This window comes from Streptomyces sp. Tek67B01 (assembly GCF_055231995.1).
In genome coordinates this window covers 4,083,414-4,105,962 of sequence record NZ_JBUYUY010000001.1, presented here as the reverse complement: position 1 = coordinate 4,105,962, position 22,549 = coordinate 4,083,414, and the positions used below count along the sequence as shown (strand labels likewise).

Below are 22,549 nucleotides of genomic sequence, written 5' to 3'. Positions count from 1 at the left end.
CGCGCGGCCCACCCCCACGGCCCACCGCACGGCCCACCGCACGGGCCCACCGGCGCACGGCGTCAGAAGGCGTACGCGTCCCCCGTGTCCAGCGCCAGCACCGTGTGCTCGTTGTTGCCGCTGTTGCGGTCGGCGGCGTCGCCGTTCCACAACGTGTCGACCCGCACCACCACCTCCGCGACCCGCTCCCGCAGCCCGAGGACCAGCGCGATGTGCCGGCCCTGCCCGTGCGCGGGCAAGGGCCCGGTCTCGCAGACCACCTCGCGCCGACCCGCCCGCGCGCAGCCCTCGGCCGGCTCCTGCCGGTCCGCGAGGTCCTCCGACAGCCGCACCCGGAGCGTGGTGTCGGCCAGCGCGTTCGGTCCCTCGTTGTGCGGGACCAGCCACACGCGTAGCTCCCCCTCGTCCAGCGCGACCCGGCCGTGGTACGAGACGTCCGCCTCGGGCTCGAGCGTCCGGGCCCCTGCGCCACCCGCACTCCAGGCGCCACCGGCGCCCCAGGCACCGCCCGTGTTCCAGGCACCGCCCACGACCAGCAAGCCCGCCACCACCACACTCCGTACGGCACCACGGCGCACCGCCACCACCTCCGGCGCGCACGCTAGACGGCCTGGACACCCGCCGGTCGGACCATCACACGAACGAGGGCGGGTCGCGGCTCCCCGCTGCGGCCACCCGGCCCCGCCGTGTCATCCGCCTATGCTGGCCGGTAATCGCCCGTACGAACGAACGACGAACGAGGAGCACGCCCATGAGCCCCGCCACCCGGACCGCCGTAGTCACCGGCGCGAGCAGCGGCATCGGCGCGGCCACCGCCCGGCAGCTCGCGGCAGCCGGTTACCACGTCGTCCTCACCGCCCGCCGCAAGGACCGCATCGAGGCCCTCGCCGCCGAGATCACCGACGCCGGGCACCAGGCCACCGCCCACGCCCTCGACGTCACCGACCGCGCCGCCGTGGACGCCTTCGCGGCCTCCCTCCAGGGCTGTGACGTGCTCGTCAACAACGCCGGCGGTGCCATCGGGGCCGAGCCCGTCGCGACCGGCGACCCCGCCGACTGGCGCACGATGTACGAGGTCAACGTCATCGGCACGCTCAACGTCACCCAGGCCCTCCTCCCGGCCCTGGTCGCCTCGGGCGACGGCACGGTGGTCGTCCTGTCCTCCACCGCCGGGCACTCCACGTACGAGGGCGGCGCCGGCTACGTGGCCGCCAAGAACGGCGCCCGCGTCCTCGCCGAGACGCTCCGCCTGGAGATCGTCGGGCAGCCCGTCCGCGTCATCGAGATCGCCCCCGGCATGGTCAAGACGGAGGAGTTCGCGAAGACCCGCTTCCGTGGCGACGCCGAGAAGGCCGACAAGGTCTACGCGGGTGTCGCGCACCCGCTGTCCGCCGACGACGTGGCCGACACCATCACCTGGGCGGTGACCCGCCCCAGCCACGTCAACATCGACCTGCTGGTGGTCCGCCCCCGCGCCCAGGCCTCGAACACGAAGGTCCACCGCGAGCTCTGAGCCCTGCCGTCGAAGTCCGCGCCCGCGAACGCACCCGGGGGCCGCCGGCCAAAGCCGGCGGCCCCCGCCGCGTACGGCGCCGGCGCCCTTCGCGCGCCGGCGCGGCCTCAGCCCTTGACGCAGATGACCTGCTTGAGCTTGGCGACCACCGCGACGAGGTCCGTCTGCTGGTCGATGACCTGCTCGATCGACTTGTAGGCGCCCGGGATCTCGTCCACCACGCCTGAGTCCTTGCGGCACTCCACGCCCTTGGTCTGCTCCGCGAGGTCCCGGGCCGAGAACCGCCTCTTCGCCGCCGTCCGGCTCATCTTCCGGCCGGCGCCGTGCGAAGCGGAGTTGAAGGACTTCTCGTTGCCGAGACCCTTCACGATGTAGGAACCCGTCCCCATCGAACCCGGGATGATCCCGTAGTCCCCGCTGCCGGCGCGGATCGCGCCCTTGCGCGTGACCAGCAGGTCCATCCCGTCGTACCGCTCCTCCGCCACGTAGTTGTGGTGACAGCTGATCTCCGGCTCGAAGGAGACCTTGGCCTTGCGGAACTCCTTGCGCACGACCTCCTTGAACAGGCTCATCATCACGGCGCGGTTGAACTTGGCGTACTCCTGCGCCCAGAAGAGGTCGTTGCGGTAGGCCTCCATCTCCGGGGTCGCCGCCAGGAACACGGCCAGGTCCCGGTCGACCAGGCCCTCGTTGTGGGAGAGCCCGCGGGCCACGTCGATGTGGAAGTTGGCCAGTTCGTTGCCGATGTTGCGCGAACCCGAGTGCAGCATCAGCCAGACAGAACCTGACTCATCGAGACAGAATTCGACAAAGTGGTTTCCCCCTCCGAGGGTTCCAACCTGCTTCGTGGCCCGTTCGCGACGGGATTTGACCGAATCCGTGAGGTAGTCGAACCTCTGCCACAGGTCGTCGTACGCCTTCTCCCTCACCCCGAACCCGTACAGCCGCGCCGGGTCCACCGGTTCCCGGTGGAGGCCCGTCCCGACCGGGATCGCCCGCTCGATCTTCGACCGGAGCGCCGACAGGTCCCCCGGCAGGTCGTTCGCCGTGAGGGAGGTCTTCACCGCCGACATGCCGCAGCCGATGTCGACGCCCACCGCCGCCGGGCACACGGCGTCCTTCATCGCGATCACCGAACCGACCGTGGCGCCCTTGCCGTAGTGGACGTCCGGCATGACGGCCAGGCCCTTGATCCACGGGAGGGTGGCGACGTTGCGCAACTGCTGCATCGCCTGGTCCTCGATCGACGCGGGATCGGTCCACATCCGGATCGGGACCTTCGCCCCGGGCACCTCTACATACGACATAACAGCCTCAAAACCCCGTTAAGCACAGGAAAGTCGGAATACGCAAAAAGCCTCGCTCAAGGCCCCATAGCGGGCAGGGAACCGGCGCCGGCACCAACGTGTGCGATAGACATTGTGTCCAGCCGTGCCCCAGCCACGGCAAAGCAATTTCCTGACCGCCGGGCAGCCGGCCGGCCGAAGGGAGCCATGGGACGTGCAGCGCAAGGCGGTACGAGGGCGGGCCCTGCCAGGTGTCGCGATGCTCACCGCGCTCGTGGCCGGGGTCACCGGCCTCACCGGGTGCACCGAGTCGAGCGGACCCGGGACCACCACCGACGCGAAGGCCGGCGGCAGCACCGCCGCCCCCGCCCAGCCGGGGAAGTACCGCAACCTCCCGGCGCCCTGCAAGGCCGTCGACGCCAAGCGGCTGCGGGTCATGCTCCCCGCCGACGAGAGCCTCACCGACGAACAGCGCGAGCAGCTCTACGCCGGGACCGCGGACGCCTCCTACGACGCGGACCGGCGCGTGGGCTGCCGTTGGACCGCTCAGACGCCCTCCGAGACCCGGCTGTTGTCCGTCGGCTTCGAGCGGGTGGTCTCCTACGACCGGGCCACCGCGAGCGACGACGACAAGGCGCGTCAGGTGTACGTGCGCCGACTCACCGACGCGCACCTGCCCTTCCCCGGGGCTTCGGCGACGCCCTCCTCGCCGGCCGCGTCCCCCGCGACCGGCGGGGCCTCCGGCGCGCCCCCGAGCCCCGGCGGCAGCCCGGGCGACAGTCCCGCCGGCAGTCCCAGCGCCAGTCCCACCCCCACCGCCGGGCCCGAGCTCGGCTCCCGCGTCCTGGAAGGGCTCGGCAACGAGGCCTACATCGAGGACAAGCTGAGCCCGGCCGGCACCACCGCCCCGCAGTCGCGCACCGTGCGCACTGTGTTCCGCACCTCGAACGTCATCGTCACCATCGAGTACAGCGTCCAGCCCTCCCAGCCCGGCGTCGTCCCTTCCAGCGTGGAAACCCAGGACAGGGTCAGGCAGTTGGCGCAGGCGCTCGTCGAGCGGTTCAACGACTGACCGCACGCGCCCCCACGGGGCGCGCGCGGCCCGCGTGACGGCGCGCACAGCGGCCGGGCGCCGGGGCGGGCTACCGTTGTTCGAGTCCCGCGCCCGCAACGCGCCGACACCAAGGGCCGCACCAGGGCCGCAGCAAGGCCCGCACGAAGGCCCGTGAAAAGGCCCGTGAGAAGGCCCCAACGACTGAAGGAACCATGCACCGATCAGCCTCGCGCCTCACCCGCGTTCTCGCCTGCGCAGCCGTCCCGGTGATCCTCACCGTCGCCGGATGTTCCTCCGATTCGGGCGGCAAGGCCTCGGGCTCGGACGGCAAGAAGTCCGATTCCTCCGCATCCTCCAAGCCGGGCGGGAAGAAGGCGCCCACCCTGGAGAAGGTGGCGTTCGCCACGCTGCCCGAGCCCTGCAAGGCCGTCCAGTCGAAGACCATCGACACGCTCGTGCCGAAGGCGAAGGACAAGAACGGCTCGGCGACGAAGTCGAACGACCTCTCCAGCCGTGCCAGCTGCTCCTGGAACGGCCTCGACGAGGACGGCCTCAAGGGTTCGCAGTACCACTGGCTGTCGATCTCGCTGGTCCGCTACGACTCCCACGCCACGCTCGGCAGCGGCAACAAGCGCGCCGAGGACCAGTACAACAAGCAGGTCGAGACGGCGAAGAAGGTCGACGGCGCCCACGACGTCAAGGTGGAGCAGGCGGGCGGGATCGGCGACCAGGGCACCTCGATCGTCTACGGCGTCAAGAAGGACGTCGACTTCTTCAACACCACCGTCGTCGTACGGGACAAGAACGTCGTGATCACCCTCGACTACAACGGGGCCGCCTACGAGGGCGCCGCCGCCCCCGACCAGGGCAAGCTGCTCCAGGACGCCATCGCCGCCGCCAAGGAGACGGCCGCCTCGGTGGAGGCCGCGGGCACCGGACAGCCGGCGCCCGACCAGCCGGCCTCCGGACAGGGCGCGCCGCAGGGCGGGGCACCGCAGTCCCCGGCGCCTTCGCAGTCGGCGCAGGAGTCCAAGTCCCCGGAGCCCTCGAAGTCCCCTGAGCAGTAGGCGACCGGGCGGTAGGTGACGCCAGGCGGGCAGCGGCAGGCCGGCAGCACCGGAAACCGGTAGGAAACGGCAGGAAGCGCCCCGTCAGGACGGGGGAATCGGCGGGAGCGGGGGCAGAGGTGGGGCTGACATCCAGTCACCCGTACTCTGTGCCTGCCCGGGCTCCTCGTAGGTCCTGGCAGCAGCTCGTAGCACGTCGAAGGGGAGGGGATCACGGGTGGCCGCGATGCAGCTGACTCGTACGCACCGGATACTCATCGGTGTCGTGGTCGCCGGAGCCGTGGTCATCGCGGGCATCGGTTTCGCGGGTTCGTACTCCGCGGTGCGCGCGCTGGCCTTGAAGAAGGGCTTCGGCAACTTCTCGCTGGTCTTCCCCATCGGCATCGACGCCGGCATCTGCGTGCTGCTGGCGCTCGACCTGCTGCTGACCTGGATCCGCATACCGTTCCCGCTGCTGCGCCAGACGGCGTGGCTGCTGACCATCGCGACCATCGCGTTCAACGGCGCGGCGGCGTGGCCGGATCCGCTCGGCGTCGGCATGCACGCCGTGATCCCGATCCTGTTCGTGGTCACCGTGGAGGCGGCCCGGCACGCGGTCGGCCGGATCGCGGACATCACCGCCGACCGGCACATGGAGGGCGTCCGGATCACCCGCTGGCTGCTCTCCCCCGTCCCCACCTTCAAACTGTGGCGCCGGATGAAGCTGTGGGAACTGCGCTCCTACGAGCAGGCGGTCGGCATGGAGCAGGACCGGCTGATCTACCAGGCCCGCCTCCAGGCCCGCTACGGTCGCGCCTGGCGCCGCAAGGCCCCCGTGGAGGCGTTGATGCCGCTGCGCCTGGCCCGGATCGGGGTGCCGCTCGCGCAGACGGCCCCGACGGGCCTCGCCGCCGCCGGCATCGAGCCGATGCTGCTGCCCCCGGCCGAGGTCGGGGCGGAGTCGCCGGCCGCCGCCCCCGCCCTCGAAGCGGCTCCCGGAACACCGGCCCCCGCAGCCGCCGGGCCCGCGACCCCGACCACCCAGGCCGCGCAAGCCGCCCACGCCGCCCAGACCACCCAGGCCCCCCAGCCCGCCCCCCAGCCGGTGGTCCCCGGCCCCCTCCCCGCGCAGTTGCCCTTCGCGGTGGAGCCGACCGCCATGCCCGCGGCCCACGACAGCGCCTGGTTCGCCGCGCCCTTGGCCCCCCAGGCGGCGTACGAGGGCGGCTACAACCCCCAGTACGTCGAGGGCCTGGAGCCGACCCCGGTCATGGCCCCGGCCGGCCCGGACCAGCAGGAGCAGGCCGCGCAGAACGCCTCCGCCCCGCAGAACGCCCCGAACTCCGGCATCACCCCGGACTCCGACATCGCCGCGGACCCGGAGATCGACGAGGTGAAGTTCGAGGAGGCCGCCTACGAGGTCTTCCGGGCCTTCCTCGACGAGTACTCGCAGTTCCCGACCCCGGAGCAGGTGGACATACACCTCTCGGACCGGCACGGGATCGTGCACCCGCGCAGCGCCTCGATGATCCGCCGCCTGATGCCGGAGCTGAAGCTCCGCTACCAGCGGGACCTGGAGAACGAGCACATCGCGTAACCCCGCCCGGACACGCCGAAGGGCCCGTACCCAGCTCCCAAGAGCAGGGGTACGGGCCCTTCGCACGTCCTACGAAGCTACGCGGCTCAGGCCGCCAGCAGCTTGCGCACCCGGTCCGCCCCCACCGCCAGCAGCAGCGTGGGCAGGCGCGGCCCGGTCTCCCGGGTCACCAGCAGCCGGTACAGCAGCGCGAAGAACGTGCGCTGCGCGACCTTGAGCTCCGGCGTGGGCTTCGCGTCGGGCTCCAGCCCGGCCATCACCTTCGGCACGCCGTAGACCAGCGTGGTCAGCCCGTCGAGCGACCAGTGCGAGTCCAGCCCCTCCAGGAGCAGCCGCAGCGACTCGCGGCCCTCGTCGTCCAGCGAGGCGAGCAGCTCGGTGTCCGGCTCCTCGCGCACCAGGGTCCGCTGGTCGGCCGGGACCTGGGTGGTGATCCAGTTCTCGGCGCGGTCCAGCCGCGGCCGCACCTCGTCCAGGGAGGCCAGGGGCCGCTCCGGCTCCAGGTCGGACAGGATGCGCAGCGTCTGCTCGTCGTGCCCGGCGGTGATGTCGACCACCGAGGCGAGCGTCCGGTAGGGCATGGGGCGCGGGGTGCGCGGCAGCTCTCCGGCGGCGGTCCGCACGGCGCGCGTGTGCGCGGCGGCGTCGGCCGGCAGGACGGAGCCGTCGGCGACCTTGGCCTCCAGCTTGTCCCACTCGTCGTACAGCCGCTGGATCTCCTGGTCGAAGGCGATCTTGAAGGACTGGTTGGGGCGGCGGCGCGCGTACAGCCAGCGCAGCAGCTGCGGCTCCATGATCTTCAGCGCGTCGGCCGGGGTCGGGACCCCGCCCTTGCTGGAGGACATCTTGGCCATGCCGCTGATGCCGACGAACGCGTACATCGGTCCGATCGGCTGCTCGCCGCCGAAGATGTGCACGATCTGCCCGCCGACCTGGAACGACGAACCGGGCGAGGAGTGGTCGACGCCGGAGGGCTCGAAGATGACGCCCTCGTAGGCCCAGCGCATGGGCCAGTCGACCTTCCAGACCAGCTTGCCGCGGTTGAACTCGTTGAGCGCGACCGTCTCGGTGAACTCGTCCTCGGTGCAGACGTAGGTCAGCTCCGTGGTCGCGTCGTCGTACGAGGTGACCTTGGTGAAGTCCTTGCCGCAGGCGCCGCAGTACGGCTTGTACGGGAAGTACTCCGAGCCCTCGGCGCTGCCGTCGTCCTCGGCGGCGGCGCCCGAACCCTCGGCCGCCTCCAGCTCGGCCGCGTCCGCCGGCTTCTGCTGCGGCTTCTTGCCGCCCGGCTTCTGCTTCGTGCGGTACTGGTCGAGCACGGCGTCGATGTCCCCGCGGTGCTTCATCGCGAACAGCACCTGCTCGCGGTAGACACCGTTCGTGTACTGCTCGGTCTGGCTGATCGGGTCGTACTCGACGCCCAGCTCGGCCAGCGCCTCGACCATCGCGGCCTTGAAGTGCTCGGCCCAGCTGCCGTACGCGGACCCGGCCGGGGCCGGGACGGCGGTCAGCGGCTTGCCGATGTGCTGCGCCCAGCTCTCGTCCACGCCCTCGACGCCTGCCGGCACCTTGCGGTAGCGGTCGTAGTCGTCCCAGGACAGGACGTGCCGGACCTCGATGCCCCGGCGGCGGATCTCGTCGGCGACCAGGTGCGGGGTCATGACCTCGCGCAGGTTGCCCAGGTGGATCGGCCCGGAGGGGGAGAGTCCGGACGCGACGACGACAGGTTTGCCGGGTGCTCGGCGCTCCGCCTCGGCGATGACCTCGTCCGCGAAACGGGAGACCCAGTCGGTCTCGGTGCTGCTCTGAGCCACGACACGTCCTTCTATCTCGAATGCTGGCTTACGCCATTCTCCCAGACGGAAGAGGCCTCTCCGGGGTTGCTTTTCTCCCGGGAAACCGCAGGGCCTCCCGTGGGATACTCGGGCTTTGTCGGAACACCCAAGTTCACCTCCCAGCGCGCCCCCGGGCGCGACCTCACAGGAACGGCAGCTCATGGCCTCGGTCCCTTCCCTCGCTTCCTCCGTCAACCAGCGCGTCGCGGACGCCCTCGCCTCCGCCCTGCCGGAGGCCGGTGCCACCGACCCGCTGCTGCGACGTAGCGACCGGGCCGACTTCCAGGCCAACGGCATCCTGGCGCTCGCGAAGAAGGCCAAGGCCAACCCGCGCGAGCTGGCGGCGGACGTGGTCGGCGCGATCCCCACCGGCGACCTGATCCAGGAGATTGAGGTCTCCGGACCGGGCTTCCTCAACATCACGATCACCGACCGGGCGATCATCGAGACCCTGGCCGCCCGCGCCGCCGACGACCGCCTCGGCGTCCCGCACGCAGCGAACGCCGGCACCACGGTGATCGACTACGCGCAGCCCAACGTGGCCAAGGAGATGCACGTCGGCCACCTGCGGTCCGCCGTCATCGGCGCCGCGATGGTCGAGATCCTGGAGTTCACGGGCGAGAAAGTCATCCGTCGCCACCACATCGGCGACTGGGGCACCCAGTTCGGCATGCTCATCCAGTACCTGCTGGAGCACCCGCACGAGCTGGACCACAAGGCCGACGCCGCCGCCGGGGACGTGGAGGTCTCCGGCGAGGAGGCCATGTCCAACCTCAACCGCCTCTACAAGGCCTCGCGCGCCCTCTTCGACTCCGACGAGGAGTTCAAGACGCGCGCCCGGGCCCGGGTCGTCGACCTCCAGGCCGGGGAGCCGCAGACCCTCGCCCTGTGGCAGCGGTTCGTGGACGAGTCGAAGATCTACTTCTACTCCGTCTTCGACAAGCTGGACATGGACATCCAGGACCCGGACGTCGTGGGCGAGTCCGGCTACAACGACATGCTCGCCGAGACCTGCAAGCTGCTGGAGGACTCGGGCGTCGCCGTCCGCTCCAACGGCGCGCTGTGCGTCTTCTTCGACGAGTACAAGGGCCCGGACGGCAACCCGACGCCCCTGATCGTCCAGAAGTCGGACGGCGGCTTCGGCTACGCCGCCACCGACCTCTCCGCGATCCGCAACCGCGTCGGCGAGCTCAAGGCCGACACCCTCATCTACGTGGTGGACGCCCGCCAGTCGCTCCACTTCAAGATGGTCTTCGAGACGGCCCGCCGCGCCGGCTGGCTGAACGACGGGGTCAAGGCCGTCCAGCTCGCCTTCGGCACCGTCCTGGGCAAGGACGGCAAGCCGTTCAAGACCCGTGAGGGCGAGACCGTCCGGCTCGTGGACCTGCTGGACGAGGCCGTCGAGCGGGCCACGGCCGTCGTGCGCGACAAGAGCGAGAAGGTCGGCCTGACCGAGGAGGAGATCGTCTCCAACGGCCGGTACGTCGGCATCGGCGCGGTCAAGTACGCGGACCTGTCCACCTCCGCCGGCCGCGACTACAAGTTCGACCTCGACCAGATGGTCTCGCTGACCGGTGACACGTCCGTGTACCTCCAGTACGCGTACGCCCGTAACCGCTCGATCCTGCGCAAGTCGGGCGAGACCCGGCCGGTCGCGCACCCGGAGCTGGCGCTGGCCCCCGCCGAGCGCGCCTTGGGCCTGCACATCGACCAGTTCGGCGAGGTCATCGCGGACGCGGCCGCCGAGTACGCCCCGCACAAGGTCGCGGCGTTCCTCTTCCAGCTCGCGACGCTCTACTCGACCTTCTTCGACCAGTGCCCGGTCCTGAAGGCCGACACCGCCGAGCAGATGGAGAACCGCCTCTTCCTCTGCGACCTGACCGCCCGCACCCTCTCCAAGGGCATGGCGCTCCTGGGCATCCGCACCCCCGAGCGCCTCTGAGCGGCCCCCGGGGGCCGCTCAGAGCGCTTCCGCGACGACTCCGGGCAGCCAGTCGGCCGTGCGGGAGAAGGTGAAACCCAGCTCCCGCGCCCTGTCGTTGCCCATGGCGTAGTGCCGTTCGAAGGAGAACGGGCTCGCCGCCCCGCCCGCCGCGACGGTCCGGTACACGGGCCGCCGCCCGGTCTGCCCGGCGATCACGGCCACCAGGTCGCGCACGTCGAGCAGACCGTCGGAGCAGGCGTTGACCGCGCCGGTGAACCCGGTGCCCGTCGCCGCCCACAGGAGCAGCTCCGCCAGCTCCCGGTAGTGGATGAACACCGTGGGCAGCGCGTCGGCGTGCACGGCGATCTCCCCGCCCCCGGCGACCCGCTCGACGTAGTGCGCCAGGCGCCCGGTGAACTCCCGCGCGCCGCCGCCGAGTACGTGCGCGCTGCGCACGCAAGCGAACTCGAACCGGCCCTCGCGGGTGAAGACCGCCTCCGCCTGGCGCTTGCCCTCGGCGTAGTGCGCCTCGCGGTGGGCCGCGTCCTGCCAGGGCAGGTCCGTCCGCACCGGCCAGCCGGCCGGGTCCACGAGGTCCTCCGGCACGGGGGTGCCGGGCGCGAGGGTCGCCACCGCGCCCGGCGCGGCGGTCGCCGGGTCGTACACCTCGATCGTGGAGGTCATCACGTACCGCCGGGTGCGCCCGGAGAAGGCGCGGACGGCGATCCCGGCCTGCACGGGGGTGTAGCAGACCTGGTCGACGACCACGTCGAAGGCTCGGGAGGCGAGCGCGGCGGTGAGGGCTGCCTCGTCGTCGCGGTCCACGACGAGGTGCTCGACGCCGTCGGGCGGCGGGACGGAACCTCGGTTGATCACCGTGACCCGGTGTCCGGCGGCGTGGAGCAGCTCGACCAGGAGCCTCCCGAAGTACCGGCTCCCGCCGATGACGCAGACGCGCTGCGGGACCCGATGCGTACCGGACTCGCGCGCACCGAACCTGTGCGTACCGATCTTGATCATGCCGCCATCATGGAGACGTACCGTCACCAGCAGAAGTGCCCACCTGCTGCACGCCCGCAAAGGAAAACTGTTGATCGATGTACAGCGGCTCCGGGTCCTGCGGGCGGTGGCGGAGCACGGCAGCTTCAACCGGGCGGCAGCGGCCCTGCGCCTCACCCCCTCGGCCGTATCCCAACAGATGGCCGCCTTGGAGCGCGGCCTCGGCGCGCGGGTGGTCGCGCGCAGCACGCGCGGCGTCACCCTCACCCCCGCCGGACGGATCATGCTCGGCGCGGCCGAGTCGGTCGCCGCCGAACTCGCCCACGCCAAGCAGCAGGTCGACCGGCTCGGCACCGGCCGCACCCGGCTCACCGTCGCCACCTTCACCAGCGGCGGCAGGCTCCTGCTCCCCGCCGCCCTCGCCGAGCTGACGGCGGCCCACCCCGACACGGTGGTCCACGTCAGGGAGGGCGAGCCCGAGGAGAGCCTGGCCCTGCTCCGCCGGGGCGCCGTGGACCTCGCGCTCGCCTACCACTTCGACGGCCCGCTGCCGGGGCGCCCGGGCCAGAGCCCATCCCTGGAGTGGACCCCCCTCATGGAGGACCCCCTCTACGTCGTCCTCCCCGAGGGGCACCCGCTGGCGGCCCGCGAGGCGCTCGACCTCGCCGAGCTGGCCGCCGAACCCTGGGTGCTCGGCTGTCTGAAGACCGAGGCATACCTGCGCCGTTACGCCGAGCGCGCCGGCTTCGACCCCCGGGTGCACGGCACCACGACCGACTACTTCTTCGCCCGCTCCCTCGTCGCCGCGGGCCTGGGCCTCTCGTTGGTCCCCTCCATCGCCCTCGCCCCGCGCGTGCCGGGCCTGCTCGCCGTCCCCGTCGAGGCGCCGACCCCGACCCGGCACATCGGTGTCGCCACGATCGGCCACCGCCGCGACCAGCCGGAGATCGCCACCTTGATCCGCGCCCTGCGGGAACGAGCGGCGGCGACCGAGCCCCCGATGTGACGCGGAACACAGGGAACGTTCCGCGCGGGCGGCTCCTCTCCAGGGTGTTGGTACGCACACCGAGGGGGAGCACATGAACGACACCACCCGCCGCCGCCTGGGCGCCGCGCTCGCGGCCCTACTGGCCGCGGACGGCCTCGCCCACCTGTACTGGGCCACGGGCCGGACCTGGCCCGCCCCCGACGCGCACGCGCTCTCCCTCGCCGTCCTCGGCACCGAGGTCTCCTTCGCTCCGCCCGTCGTCCTGCCGCTCGCCGCCCTCACCCTCACCGGCGCCGCCGCCGTCCTCGCCCACACCCACCGCCGCGGCGGGCCGACGACCCGCCTCGTGACCGGTGCGGTCGCCGCCGGGCTCGCGGTACGCGGCCTCGCAGGCCTGGGATGGGCCACCAAGGTCATCGACAGCCCACCCGGGCCCTTCTACGCACTCAACCTCGCCCTCTACACCCCCGCCTGCCTCGGCTTCGGCTGGGCCGCCGTCCGCCTGGCACGCGCCCGGTGACCCCGCAGGAACGCGCGCGCGGAGTCGCCCTCGCCCGGGCCGCCCGCGCCGGCAACACCCTCGCGATGCACGACCTCCTCGACCACCTCACCCCGTACGTCGCCCGGATCTGCGCCCCGATCGCCCTGACGGACGGGCCCGACGCCACTCAGGAGGCCCTCGTCGCCGTCTTCGGGGCGCTGAGGACGCTGCGGGACCCCGAGGCCCTGTACGGCTGGGTGCGGGCCATCGCCGTCCGTGAGGCGGTGCGCACCGCCCGCCGCGCGACCCGGGCCCGGCCCGCCGAACTGGCCGACGTCCCCGAGCGCGGCGACCCCCAACTCGCCGCCGACATCGAGGACGTGCTGGCCCGCCTGTCCCCCGACCACCGCGCGGTGCTGGTGCTGCGGGACGTCGAGGGGCTGGACGAGGAGTCCGCCGCGGCCGTCCTCGGGGTACCGCCCGGCACCGCCAAGTCCCGGCTGCACCGGGCCCGTACGAGTTTCCGGAAGGCGTGGTCCTCATGACGTACGCGATCGACACGGTCGCCCGGCTGCGGGTGATGGCGGCCGGCGTCCCGGGCGCGCGGGTCGCCGAACGGGTGCTGGCCGCCGACCCGGAGACGGTCTGGGCGGTGATGGCGGACCTGGAGGGCGAGTTCGGCCGCTTCCAGCCGGACATGCGCTCGCTACGGGTGCTGCGGCTGCGCGGCGACCGGGTGGAGGCGCTGGCCCGCAGCAAGTACGGGTTGCGGGCCCACTTCCGGGGGGTCCTGCGCCCCGGCTGGTGCTGGCTCCAGAGCCGCTTCCTGATCATCGGCATGGCGGCGGCCCCGGAACCGGGCGGGGGCACCCGTGTGGCCCTGACGGGCGGAGTGCGGGTCCCGGGCCGCGCGGCGATCGTCCCCCTGGGCACGGCCGGCGAACTGGCCCGGGCGATGTCCCGCCTGGAACGACGGATCACCGAACTCGGCGAGCCCGACCGGATGTGCCCTTAGGACACGTCCAGTTCGCACCACACCGTCTTGCCGGGGCTGCGCAATCCGACGCCCCACCGGTCGGCGACGGCCGCGACGAGCAACAGCCCCCGCCCCCGCTCGGCGGCGGCGTCCCGGTCGGCGACGCGCGGCCGGCCGCCGCCACTGTCGTGCACCTCCACCCGGACCACCCCGCCGAAGCGCAGCAGCCGCAGGCGGTAGCCCCGGCCGGGCGGTACACCGTGCAGGAGGGCGTTGGTGGCCAGCTCGCTCACGCACAGCAACACGTCGTCCAGGCGGTCCACGACACCCCACGCGTCGAGGGTCGCGGCGGCGAACCGCCTGGCGGCGCGGATGGTTTGGCGGCTGCGCGGATAGAACCGGTCCCGCATCAGCGCGGGTTCATTCGTCACGTTCACCTGACGAGCGTCGCGCTGCGTGACTAGGTTCGTGGAGTCGACCGACCCGTACTCCTCACTGAGTACGGGTCGCCGCGACCATCAACCGCGTTCAGGTGGGGAGTTCACTTTCATGCCACCAAGGAAAAGGGTCCGGCCGAACGCCACGGCCATGAAGATGGTCGGCGAGCTCGTCGCCGCCGCCCGCGCAGCCAAAGGACTGACCCAGCGTGCCCTGGCCGAACTGGTCGTCATCGACGTCGAGACCCTGGCCTCCATCGAGCAGGGCAGACGCGTCCTGATGCCGGACGTCGCCGAGCGGATGGACCGCATCCTCGGGCTTCCCGGTCTGCTGGCGGTCGCGGCGAACCGCCTGCCGGAGGTCGACACCATCCCGGCCTGGGCCGAGGAGTACATGGAGCGCGAACGGGAGGCCCTCGCGCTGTCCTGGTACGACACGATGACCGTGCCGGGGTTGCTCCAGACCGAGGCGTACGCCCGCGCCGTGCTCGGCTGCCGCGTCCCGTACGCGGGCGAGGACTGGATCGAGCTCCAGACGGCCCGCCGCGTCCAGCGCCAGGAGATACTGCGCCGGCCGACCCCGCCGACCCTCAGCTTCGTCATCTGGGAGGCGGCCCTGCGCGACCGGATCGGCGGCGACGAGGTCCACCGCGACCAGCTCCGACACCTGCGGGCCTGCGCCGACCGCCCGGCCTTCGCCGTCCAGGTGCTGCCCCTCGGCATCACCGCCCACGCGGGTCTCAACGGCCCGTTCACCCTGCTGGCAACCCCCGAGCACCAGCACCTCGCCTACTCGGAAACCCAGCGCGGCAGCATCCTCGTCCGGGACCCCAACGAGGTCAGCATCCTCACGCAGAAGTATGCGATGCTGCGGTCACAGGCCCTGAACTGCGTAGGGACAAAGGACCTGTTGGACCGGCTGGTGGGAGAGCGATGAGCACCGAACTCGTGTGGTTCAAGTCCAGCTACAGCGGGGACGAGGGCGGCCAGTGCGTCGAGATGGCCACCTGCCCCGCCGACCGGGTGCACGTGCGGGACTCGAAGGTCCCGCACGGTCCCGTCCTCACCCTCTCACCGTCCTCGTGGACCCGCCTCGCTCACTGGGTCAGCGGGTAGGAGTGCCGGCCCGACTCCGCGTCGATCTCGGTGTGGGCCTTGTCCAGTAGCTGCGACGCGAGATCCATGAGCGCCCGGGCGCCCGCGATCTCCTCACCGACGCGGAGCTGGTCCGTGTCGGACGGATGGCGCATGGCGTAGCCGTGCGCCCGCAGTTCGGAGCCGTCCATGAGCCTGAGCAGGGCTGCCGCGCTGGTGCGGTGGCCCTCCTCGGTGAATTCCAGTTCCACATGCCACCCGGCGAGCGTGGCCATGAGGGATCACCTCCAGAGGTCGACCTCTTCCCTCCCAGGGTGCGCCCATCACCGCGCCCGCGGCCAGTCGGCCGGGCGGGGGTCCTACGGCCAGTCGACCATGCCGTAGAAGAGGACCCACGCCAGGACGACGGCCGAGGGCGCGAGCGCGGCGACGACCACGCGCTTCGCGGCGTGGCGCCGCTGCCAGGGCAGCGCCCAGGCCGTCACCAGCAACACGAGTGTGACGGCCAGCCCGACCTGGAACACCGTGAAGGCGGCGGCGAAGCTGTCGTCGAAACGGTGGGCCTCGTCGCCGTTGCAGGAGTCGCAGGCCATCGGACTCATGCCGGCGAAGAACAGCGCCACCAGGCCGAGGGGCAGCGTGATCAGGGTGGTCACCAGCGGCGCGACGAAGGCGCGGCGGTCGCGTTCGGTGCCGGTGGCGGTGGCGTTCTGCGTCATGCCCCCATCAAGCCACCCCACGGCCCCCGGCGCATGAGTGCCCGTACTCATCGAGGCGGCCCGGCCCACCCAGACGGCGAGGCCGGGACCCCGCCCTCGAACCCCCGCCCCGCCCCTACCGCCCCGGCCTCAGCGCTCGCGCCCCAGCCACTGCGCGACCTCGGTCGCCCAGTACGTGAGGATCGTGTCCGCGCCCGCCCGCTTGATGCCGAGCAGCGTCTCCATGACGGCCCGGTCTCGGTCGATCCAGCCCTTCTCGGCCGCCGCCTCGACCATCGCGTACTCGCCACTGATCTGGTACGCGGCCACCGGCACGTCCACCGCCTGCGCGACCCGGTAGAGGATGTCCAGGTAGGGGCCCGCGGGCTTGACCATGACCATGTCGGCGCCCTCCTCAAGGTCCAGCGCCAGCTCCCGCAGGGACTCGCGCGCGTTCGCCGGGTCCTGCTGGTAGGTCTTGCGGTCGCCCTGGAGGGAGGAGGCGACGGCCTCGCGGAAGGGACCGTAGAACGCCGACGAGTACTTCGCCGTGTACGCCAGGATCGACACGTCCTCGTGGCCGGTCTCGTCCAGCGCGTCGCGGATCACCCCGACCTGGCCGTCCATCATCCCGCTGGGCCCGACCACATGGACACCCGCGTCGGCCTGCACCTGCGCCATCTCGGCGTAGCGCTCCAGCGTCGCGTCGTTGTCGACGCGGCCGTGCTCGTCCAGGACCCCGCAGTGGCCGTGGTCGGTGTACTCGTCCAGGCACAGGTCGGACATGATCACCAGGTCGTCGCCCACCTCGGCCTTCACGTCGCGGATCGCGACCTGGAGGATGCCGTCCGGCTCCGTGCCCGCCGTGCCCAGAGCGTCCTTGTTCTCGTCCGCCGGGACACCGAACAGCATGATCCCCGAGACCCCGACCGAGACGGCCTCCACGGCCGCCTTCCGCAGGGTGTCGCGGGTGTGCTGGACCACGCCCGGCATCGCCGAGATGGGCAGGGGCTCGGTGATGCCCTCGCGCACGAAGGCGGGGAGGATCAGGTCCGAGGGGTGCAGGCGGGTCTCCGCGACCATCCGTCGCATCGCCGGGGTGGTGCGCAGCCGGCGGGGGCGCGAGCCGGGGAAGGATCCGTACGTGCTCATCTTCTAGTCGCCTCTTCGAGCATCGAGAACAGTCGGCATCCAGCGTAGGCCGTGCCCGCCCGCGCCCCCGCGCCGCACCACGCGTCGTGCCCCGCCCGGGTACGGCACGGGGCCCGGACGCGTCGCGTCCGGGCCCCGTCGGACCTGCTGCCCGCCGTCAGGTGGTACGGCGGCGGCGCGCGCCCGGGCGGCGCTCGCTCGGCCGGTACACCGACTCGCCGGCCTCCTTGGCCGCCTCGCGGCGCGCGGCCCCGTACTCGGCCAGGGCCTCCGCCAGCTTGCCCACGCTCGGCTCGGGGGAGAGCACGTCGACCCGCAGGCCGTGCTCCTCCGCCGTCTTGGCCGTCGCCGGGCCGATGCACGCGATCACCGTCACGTTGTGCGGCTTGCCGGCGATCCCGACGAGGTTGCGCACCGTGGAGGACGAGGTGAAGAGAACGGCGTCGAAGCCGCCGCCCTTGATCGCCTCACGCGTGTCCGCCGGCGGCGGTGACGCGCGCACCGTCCGGTAGGCGGTGACGTCGTCGACCTCCCACCCGAGCTCTATCAGGCCCGCGACCAGCGTCTCGGTCGCGATGTCGGCGCGCGGCAGGAAGACGCGGTCGATCGGGTCGAAGACCGGGTCGTACGGCGGCCAGTCCTCCAGCAGCCCGGCGGCCGACTGCTCGCCGCTCGGCACCAGGTCCGGCTTCACACCGAACTCGACCAGCGCGGCGGCCGTCTGCTCGCCCACCGCGGCGACCTTGATGCCCGCGAAGGCGCGCGCGTCGAGCCCGTACTCCTCGAACTTCTCCCGCACCGCCTTCACGGCGTTGACGGAGGTGAACGCGATCCACTCGTAGCGGCCGGTGACCAGGCCCTTGACGGCCCGTTCCATCTGCTGCGGGGTGCGCGGCGGCTCCACGGCGATGGTCGGCACCTCGTGCGGCACCGCGCCGTACGAACGCAGTTGGTCGGAGAGAGAGGCGGCCTGCTCCTTGGTGCGCGGCACGAGCACCCGCCAGCCGAACAGCGGCTTCGACTCGAACCAGGCCAGGTCCTCGCGGCGCGCGGTGGCGCCGTGCTCGCCGACCACGGCTATGACCGAGCGCGAGCCCTCGGGCGAGGGGAGCACCTTGCCCTGCTTGAAGACCTGAGCGATGGAACCCAGCGTCGCGCTCCAGGTCCGCTGCCGGGTCGTCGTACCGGCCACGGTGACCGTCAGCGGGGTGTCGGGCTTGCGTCCGGCGCCCACCAGCTCGGCGGCGGCGGCCGAGACCGTCTCCAGCGTCGCGGAGACCACGAGGACACCGTCGCTCGCGCCGACCTCGCTCCAGCAGCGCGCCGAGGCGGTGCGCGCGTCCAGGAAGCGCACGTCGGCGCCCCCCTGGCCGCGCAGCGGCACACCGGCGTACGCGGGCACGCCGACGGCGGTCGCGACACCGGGCACCACCTCGAAGGGAATCCCCTCGGTGGCGCAGACGAGCATTTCCTCGGCCGCGTTGCCGTCCAGCCCGGGGTCGCCGGTGACGGCACGCACGACCCGCCTGCCGGCCCTCGCGGCCTCCATGACAAGATTGGTCGCGTCGCGGATCACCGGCACCCCGGCGGCTGCTGACATCGCGTCAGGTACCGTCAGCTGCGGCGTGTCGACACCGGCGCGCGCGTGGGTACGGACGACCTCCAGCACCTCGGGCTCCGCGATCAGCACGTCGGCCGAGGCGAGCGCCTCGACGGCGCGCAGCGTCAGCAGACCCGGGTCGCCGGGACCGGCGCCCAGGAACGTGACGTGCCCGTGGGCGGCGACCGCCGCGAAAGCGGAGGGAGTGGGACTTGAGGGGTTCAAAGCGATCGCTCCCCCATCAGACCGGCCGCGCCCTTGGCCAGCATCTCGTCCGCGAGTTCGCGGCCGAGCGCCATGGCCTCGTCGTAAGACTGGGGCACGGGACCGGTGGTGGACAGCTGCACCAGCGTCGAGCCGTCGAGGGTTCCGACGACGCCGCGCAGGCGCATCTCATTGACAATCTGCCCGTCGGCCAGCAGGTCGGCGAGCGCGCCCACGGGGGCGCTGCATCCGGCCTCCAGGGCGGCGAGGAGGGACCGCTCGGCGGTCACGGCGGCCCGGGTGAACGGGTCGTCGAGTTCGGCGAGGGCGGCGATCAGGGCCGTGTCCGACGCGAGGCACTCCACGGCCAGGGCTCCCTGGCCGGGTGCGGGCAGCACGTTGTCCACGGACAGCAGGTCGGTGGCTTCGTCGCCGCGCCCGATCCGGTTCAGACCGGCGGCGGCCAGGACGACGGCGTCGAGCTCACCGGCGCGCACGTACCCGATCCGGGTGTCGACGTTCCCGCGGATCGGCACGGTCTCGATGACCTTGCCCAGGCTCTTGGCGTACGCGTGCAGCTGCGCCGTGCGGCGCGGCGAACCGGTACCGATCCGCGCGCCGTCGGGCAGTTGCTCGAAGGTCATGCCGTCACGGGCGACGAGCGCGTCCCGCGCGTCCTCCCGCTTCGGCATGGCCGCGATCACCAGTTCCGCGGGCTGCGTGGTCGGCAGGTCCTTGAGCGAGTGGACGGCGAAGTCCACCTCGCCCCGCGCCAGCGCGTCGCGCAGCGCGGTGACGAATACGCCGGTGCCCCCGATCTGCGCGAGGTGCTCCCGGGACACGTCACCGTAGGTCGTGATCTCCACGAGCTCGACGGGTCGGCCGGTGACCGCCCGTACCGCCTCGGCGACGTGCCCGGACTGCGACATGGCCAACTTGCTGCGTCGCGTGCCAAGCCGGAGGGGCTGGTCGGGACGTGTGTTCATGATGCCCGTCCTGGGTCGTCGTTCTTCGGATCGGCCGCGTCCGCCCGGCTGACGGAGGCCACCGTCTGAGGGTCGAGGTCGAAGAGTTCACGCAGCGCCTCCGCGTACCCGGCGCCGCCGGGCTCGCTCGCGAGCTGCTTGACGCGCACGGTCGGCGCGTGGAGGAGCTTGTCCACGACGCGCCGCACGGTCTGCGTCACTTCTGCCCGCTGGCGCTCGTCCAGATCCGGCAGGCGTCCGTCCAGTCGCGCCACTTCCATGGCCACCACCTCGGCGGCCATGGCGCGCAGCGCGACGACGGTGGGCGTGATGTGCGCGGCCCGCTGTGCCGCGCCGAAGGCCGCCACTTCCTCGGTGACGATCGCGCGCACCGCGTCGACGTCGGCCGCCATCGGGGCGTCCGCCGAGACCTCGGCGAGCGACTCGATGTCGACGAGCCGCACGCCGGGAATCCGGTGCGCGGCCGCGTCGACGTCACGCGGCATGGCCAGGTCCAGCAGCGCCAGCCGGACCGGCCGGAGGTCGACCTGGCTCCGGGCGCCCTTGCGGGGCTGCCGGTGCGCGGCGGCCTCGCCCTGATCGGCCCAGGTCCCGTGCAGTTCAAGGGAGTTGGCGTCCACGCCGGTCAGCGCGGACCGTCCGTCGGGGCCCACGGGGCACTCGTCCGCCTCGGCGGGAGCGCTGGTGAGGACCCGCACGGCGCCGGCGTCGGCGAGCCGTCGCCCGCTCTCGGCGGCCGCCACGAGCCGCGCGAGCACGTCCCGGTCCAGTCCGGCCACGTCCGGCCCGGCGGGGGCGGCGCCGACGGCGGCGGGCAGGGTGGGGGCCACGGGGTCGGGGGCGGCGTCCCTGGAGACGGCGGCGAGCACGTCGTCGGCGGTCAGCACCAGCCCGGTCGCCCCGGTACAGGAGACGACCACGTCGACCCGCGTCAGTTCGTCGGCGACCGAAGCCATGGGAACGGCCCGCGCCGCCACCCCGGTGCCCGAGGCAACCAGAATCCCGGCCAAACGCTCCGCGCGCTCCGCGGTCCGGTTCGCCACGACGATCTCGGCGACACCGACCCGCGCCAGCGTGGCCGCGGCCAGCGACGACATCGAACCGGCGCCGATCACCAGCGCCCGCTTGCCCGTCGCCCACGCGGAGACCTCGGTCCCCATCGACAGCTGCTCCAGGCCGAACGTCACCAGCGACTGCCCGGCCCGGTCGATCCCGGTCTCCGAGTGCGCCCGCTTGCCGACCCGCAGCGCCTGCTGGAACAGGTCGTTGATCAGCCGGCCCGCCGTGTGCTGCTCCTGCCCCAGCGCCAGCGCGTCCTTGATCTGCCCGAGGATCTGGCCCTCGCCGACCACCATCGAGTCCAGCCCGCACGCCACCGAGAACAGGTGGTGCACGGCCCGGTCCTCGTAGTGCACGTAGAGGTACGGGGTCAGCTCCTCCAGGGCCACCCCGCTGTGCTGCGCCAGCAACGTCGACAGCTCGGCCACACCGGCGTGGAACTTGTCCACGTCCGCGTACAGCTCGATGCGGTTGCAGGTGGCGAGCACCGTCGCCTCCGTCGCCGGCTCGGCGGCGAGGGTGTCGTGCAGCAGCTTGACCTTGGCGTCGGCGGACAGCGAGGCCCGCTCCAGCACGCTCACCGGCGCGCTGCGGTGGCTCAGCCCTACGACCAGCAGACTCATGCCGGCATCACCGCCGGGACGTCGCCCTCGGGACCGCCCTTGCGGACGGTCGGAGAGGGGGCGGCGGCCGCGGCGGCGGTCACCGGGTTCGCGGCGGCGGCCACCGGGCTCTCGGCGGCCCCGGAAGCGGCGGCCGCCGCTTCCTCGCCGGCCTTGCGCTGCTCGTGGAACGCCAGGATCTGCAACTCGATCGACAGGTCGACCTTGCGCACGTCGACGCCGTCCGGCACGGACAGCACGGTCGGCGCGAAGTTCAGGATGGATGTGACGCCGGCGGCGATGAGCCGCTCGCTCACCTGCTGCGCCGCGCCCGCCGGAGTGGCGATGACCCCGATGGAGACGCCGTTCTCCTCGATGATCTTCTCCAGCTCATCGGTGTGCTGCACGGGCATGCCGGCCACGGGCTTGCCCGCCATCGCCGGGTCGGCGTCGATCAGCGCCGCGACGCGGAAGCCGCGCGAGGCGAAACCGCCGTAGTTGGCCAGGGCCGCGCCGAGGTTGCCGATGCCGACGATGACGACCGGCCAGTCCTGGGTCAGACCGAGTTCCCGGGAGATCTGGTAGACGAGGTACTCGACGTCGTAGCCGACCCCGCGCGTGCCGTAGGAGCCGAGGTAGGAGAAGTCCTTGCGGAGCTTGGCGGAGTTGACTCCGGCGGCGGCCGCGAGCTCTTCGGAGGACACCGTGGGCACCGATCGCTCGGAGAGCGCGGTGAGGGCACGCAAGTACAGCGGAAGCCTGGCGACAGTGGCCTCGGGAATACCTCGGCTGCGGGTCGCCGGTCGGTGAGTTCGGCCAGTTGCCACGATGCTCCTGCGGGATGAGCGGGGCTGCAGGCGGTCACTTGTCCCAAGACCGCCCCGTCGAAAGCAGGCTATGTCTTTGTGAACGCGTGCACAAAGATTGTGTCCGCTTTGTCCGTCCAAAGTGACCGGGGTCACGCGGTCCGGCCGCCAAGGGGCGGAACCGGGAACGGACCGAACCCGTTCAAATACG

At 72.2% G+C, this 22,549-nt stretch carries 23 protein-coding genes; 11 read left to right on the top strand and 12 right to left on the bottom strand.

Going from position 1 to position 22,549, the window contains the following annotated elements:
• Window positions 1-62: 62 nt before the first annotated feature.
• A complete protein-coding gene (locus ACV7NM_RS18520) occupies window positions 63-578 on the bottom strand; it encodes a hypothetical protein (protein ID WP_463411308.1) in 516 nt (171 codons plus the stop codon).
• 173 nt (window positions 579-751) lie between these two features.
• On the opposite strand from ACV7NM_RS18520, the gene ACV7NM_RS18515 reads away from it, so the two are divergent.
• A complete protein-coding gene (locus tag ACV7NM_RS18515; protein ID WP_463411307.1) occupies window positions 752-1,513 on the top strand; it encodes an SDR family NAD(P)-dependent oxidoreductase in 762 nt (253 codons plus the stop codon).
• Window positions 1,514-1,620: 107 nt separating this feature from the next.
• On the opposite strand, the gene ACV7NM_RS18510 is transcribed toward ACV7NM_RS18515, so the two are convergent.
• Window positions 1,621-2,820: an RtcB family protein gene (locus ACV7NM_RS18510; RefSeq protein WP_463411306.1), complete on the bottom strand. Its 1,200-nt coding sequence runs from the start codon at window positions 2,818-2,820 to the stop codon at window positions 1,621-1,623.
• Window positions 2,821-3,013: 193 nt separating this feature from the next.
• On the opposite strand from ACV7NM_RS18510, the gene ACV7NM_RS18505 reads away from it, so the two are divergent.
• The 3 genes from ACV7NM_RS18505 (at window position 3,014) to ACV7NM_RS18495 (ending at window position 6,496) form a co-directional block, all read left to right on the top strand.
• On the top strand, window positions 3,014-3,871 hold the full coding sequence (locus ACV7NM_RS18505) for a DUF3558 domain-containing protein (RefSeq protein WP_463411305.1): 858 nt from the start codon (window positions 3,014-3,016) through the stop codon (window positions 3,869-3,871).
• 194 nt (window positions 3,872-4,065) lie between these two features.
• On the top strand, window positions 4,066-4,920 hold the full coding sequence (locus tag ACV7NM_RS18500; RefSeq protein ID WP_463411304.1) for a DUF3558 family protein: 855 nt from the start codon (window positions 4,066-4,068) through the stop codon (window positions 4,918-4,920).
• A 217-nt stretch (window positions 4,921-5,137) separates the two neighbouring features.
• A complete protein-coding gene (locus tag ACV7NM_RS18495) occupies window positions 5,138-6,496 on the top strand; it encodes a DUF2637 domain-containing protein (protein ID WP_463411303.1) in 1,359 nt (452 codons plus the stop codon).
• 86 nt (window positions 6,497-6,582) lie between these two features.
• Here ACV7NM_RS18495 and lysS read toward each other — a convergent pair whose 3' ends face one another.
• On the bottom strand, window positions 6,583-8,310 hold the full coding sequence (lysS, locus tag ACV7NM_RS18490) for a lysine--tRNA ligase (protein ID WP_463411302.1): 1,728 nt from the start codon (window positions 8,308-8,310) through the stop codon (window positions 6,583-6,585).
• A 181-nt stretch (window positions 8,311-8,491) separates the two neighbouring features.
• On the opposite strand from lysS, the gene argS reads away from it, so the two are divergent.
• Window positions 8,492-10,273: an arginine--tRNA ligase gene (gene argS, locus ACV7NM_RS18485; protein ID WP_463411301.1), complete on the top strand. Its 1,782-nt coding sequence runs from the start codon at window positions 8,492-8,494 to the stop codon at window positions 10,271-10,273.
• 18 nt (window positions 10,274-10,291) lie between these two features.
• On the opposite strand, the gene ACV7NM_RS18480 is transcribed toward argS, so the two are convergent.
• Complete coding sequence (locus ACV7NM_RS18480) at window positions 10,292-11,275, bottom strand: NAD-dependent epimerase/dehydratase family protein (RefSeq protein WP_463411300.1); 984 nt, start codon at window positions 11,273-11,275, stop codon at window positions 10,292-10,294.
• A gap of 70 nt (window positions 11,276-11,345) precedes the next feature.
• Here ACV7NM_RS18480 and ACV7NM_RS18475 point away from each other — a divergent pair, with 70 nt between their 5' ends.
• From ACV7NM_RS18475 to ACV7NM_RS18460, 4 genes are all read left to right on the top strand, one after another.
• Entirely contained in the window at window positions 11,346-12,260 is a 915-nt protein-coding gene (locus ACV7NM_RS18475) for a LysR family transcriptional regulator (RefSeq protein WP_463411299.1), read from the top strand.
• Between the two features lie 73 nt (window positions 12,261-12,333).
• Window positions 12,334-12,762: a DUF3995 domain-containing protein gene (locus tag ACV7NM_RS18470; protein ID WP_463411298.1), complete on the top strand. Its 429-nt coding sequence runs from the start codon at window positions 12,334-12,336 to the stop codon at window positions 12,760-12,762.
• Entirely contained in the window at window positions 12,759-13,268 is a 510-nt protein-coding gene (locus ACV7NM_RS18465; protein ID WP_463411297.1) for an RNA polymerase sigma factor, read from the top strand. The genes ACV7NM_RS18470 and ACV7NM_RS18465 overlap by 4 nt, the downstream gene beginning before the upstream one ends.
• The gene (locus ACV7NM_RS18460) at window positions 13,265-13,738 is read left to right on the top strand and encodes a hypothetical protein (protein WP_463411296.1); all 474 of its coding nucleotides are present in this window, start codon (window positions 13,265-13,267) and stop codon (window positions 13,736-13,738) included. The genes ACV7NM_RS18465 and ACV7NM_RS18460 overlap by 4 nt, the downstream gene beginning before the upstream one ends.
• Here ACV7NM_RS18460 and ACV7NM_RS18455 read toward each other — a convergent pair.
• Complete coding sequence (locus ACV7NM_RS18455; protein ID WP_463411295.1) at window positions 13,735-14,136, bottom strand: ATP-binding protein; 402 nt, start codon at window positions 14,134-14,136, stop codon at window positions 13,735-13,737. The genes ACV7NM_RS18460 and ACV7NM_RS18455 overlap by 4 nt on opposite strands.
• Window positions 14,137-14,287: 151 nt before the next feature.
• On the opposite strand from ACV7NM_RS18455, the gene ACV7NM_RS18450 reads away from it, so the two are divergent.
• Both ACV7NM_RS18450 and ACV7NM_RS18445 read left to right on the top strand, forming a co-directional pair.
• A complete protein-coding gene (locus tag ACV7NM_RS18450; protein WP_463411294.1) occupies window positions 14,288-15,073 on the top strand; it encodes a helix-turn-helix domain-containing protein in 786 nt (261 codons plus the stop codon).
• The gene (locus ACV7NM_RS18445; protein WP_463411293.1) at window positions 15,070-15,252 is read left to right on the top strand and encodes a DUF397 domain-containing protein; all 183 of its coding nucleotides are present in this window, start codon (window positions 15,070-15,072) and stop codon (window positions 15,250-15,252) included. Before ACV7NM_RS18450 ends, ACV7NM_RS18445 begins: the two co-directional genes overlap by 4 nt.
• On the opposite strand, the gene ACV7NM_RS18440 is transcribed toward ACV7NM_RS18445, so the two are convergent.
• The 7 genes from ACV7NM_RS18440 to ACV7NM_RS18410 form a co-directional block, all read right to left on the bottom strand.
• Complete coding sequence (locus tag ACV7NM_RS18440; protein ID WP_389665602.1) at window positions 15,234-15,506, bottom strand: DUF1876 domain-containing protein; 273 nt, start codon at window positions 15,504-15,506, stop codon at window positions 15,234-15,236. The genes ACV7NM_RS18445 and ACV7NM_RS18440 overlap by 19 nt on opposite strands.
• Window positions 15,507-15,590: 84 nt before the next feature.
• Window positions 15,591-15,950: a hypothetical protein gene (locus ACV7NM_RS18435; RefSeq protein ID WP_463411292.1), complete on the bottom strand. Its 360-nt coding sequence runs from the start codon at window positions 15,948-15,950 to the stop codon at window positions 15,591-15,593.
• Window positions 15,951-16,079: 129 nt separating this feature from the next.
• Window positions 16,080-17,081, bottom strand: coding sequence for a porphobilinogen synthase (hemB, locus tag ACV7NM_RS18430; protein ID WP_463411291.1), 1,002 nt, complete (start codon window positions 17,079-17,081; stop codon window positions 16,080-16,082).
• Window positions 17,082-17,238: 157 nt separating this feature from the next.
• Window positions 17,239-18,906, bottom strand: coding sequence for a bifunctional uroporphyrinogen-III C-methyltransferase/uroporphyrinogen-III synthase (locus tag ACV7NM_RS18425; protein WP_463411290.1), 1,668 nt, complete (start codon window positions 18,904-18,906; stop codon window positions 17,239-17,241).
• Complete coding sequence (gene hemC / locus ACV7NM_RS18420; RefSeq protein ID WP_463411289.1) at window positions 18,903-19,871, bottom strand: hydroxymethylbilane synthase; 969 nt, start codon at window positions 19,869-19,871, stop codon at window positions 18,903-18,905. The genes ACV7NM_RS18425 and hemC overlap by 4 nt, the downstream gene beginning before the upstream one ends.
• Window positions 19,868-21,553: a glutamyl-tRNA reductase gene (locus ACV7NM_RS18415; protein ID WP_463411288.1), complete on the bottom strand. Its 1,686-nt coding sequence runs from the start codon at window positions 21,551-21,553 to the stop codon at window positions 19,868-19,870. The genes hemC and ACV7NM_RS18415 overlap by 4 nt, the downstream gene beginning before the upstream one ends.
• On the bottom strand, window positions 21,550-22,359 hold the full coding sequence (locus ACV7NM_RS18410; RefSeq protein WP_463411287.1) for a redox-sensing transcriptional repressor Rex: 810 nt from the start codon (window positions 22,357-22,359) through the stop codon (window positions 21,550-21,552). The genes ACV7NM_RS18415 and ACV7NM_RS18410 overlap by 4 nt, the downstream gene beginning before the upstream one ends.
• Between the last annotated feature and the right edge of the window lie 190 nt (window positions 22,360-22,549).

What these genes read in the sequence shown, in the direction of transcription:
- hemB (WP_463411291.1), bottom strand. Translation starts at nt 17,081, where the DNA reads ATGAGCACGTACGGATCCTTCCCCGGCTCGCGCCCCCGCCGGCTGCGC.
- ACV7NM_RS18460 (WP_463411296.1), top strand. Translation starts at nt 13,265, where the DNA reads ATGACGTACGCGATCGACACGGTCGCCCGGCTGCGGGTGATGGCGGCC.
- ACV7NM_RS18470 (WP_463411298.1), top strand. Translation starts at nt 12,334, where the DNA reads ATGAACGACACCACCCGCCGCCGCCTGGGCGCCGCGCTCGCGGCCCTA.
- hemC (WP_463411289.1), bottom strand. Translation starts at nt 19,871, where the DNA reads ATGAACACACGTCCCGACCAGCCCCTCCGGCTTGGCACGCGACGCAGC.
- ACV7NM_RS18500 (WP_463411304.1), top strand. Translation starts at nt 4,066, where the DNA reads ATGCACCGATCAGCCTCGCGCCTCACCCGCGTTCTCGCCTGCGCAGCC.
- ACV7NM_RS18450 (WP_463411294.1), top strand. Translation starts at nt 14,288, where the DNA reads ATGAAGATGGTCGGCGAGCTCGTCGCCGCCGCCCGCGCAGCCAAAGGA.
- ACV7NM_RS18440 (WP_389665602.1), bottom strand. Translation starts at nt 15,506, where the DNA reads ATGGCCACGCTCGCCGGGTGGCATGTGGAACTGGAATTCACCGAGGAG.
- ACV7NM_RS18445 (WP_463411293.1), top strand. Translation starts at nt 15,070, where the DNA reads ATGAGCACCGAACTCGTGTGGTTCAAGTCCAGCTACAGCGGGGACGAG.
- ACV7NM_RS18480 (WP_463411300.1), bottom strand. Translation starts at nt 11,275, where the DNA reads ATGATCAAGATCGGTACGCACAGGTTCGGTGCGCGCGAGTCCGGTACG.
- ACV7NM_RS18510 (WP_463411306.1), bottom strand. Translation starts at nt 2,820, where the DNA reads ATGTCGTATGTAGAGGTGCCCGGGGCGAAGGTCCCGATCCGGATGTGG.
- ACV7NM_RS18515 (WP_463411307.1), top strand. Translation starts at nt 752, where the DNA reads ATGAGCCCCGCCACCCGGACCGCCGTAGTCACCGGCGCGAGCAGCGGC.
- ACV7NM_RS18435 (WP_463411292.1), bottom strand. Translation starts at nt 15,950, where the DNA reads ATGACGCAGAACGCCACCGCCACCGGCACCGAACGCGACCGCCGCGCC.
- argS (WP_463411301.1), top strand. Translation starts at nt 8,492, where the DNA reads ATGGCCTCGGTCCCTTCCCTCGCTTCCTCCGTCAACCAGCGCGTCGCG.
- ACV7NM_RS18415 (WP_463411288.1), bottom strand. Translation starts at nt 21,553, where the DNA reads ATGAGTCTGCTGGTCGTAGGGCTGAGCCACCGCAGCGCGCCGGTGAGC.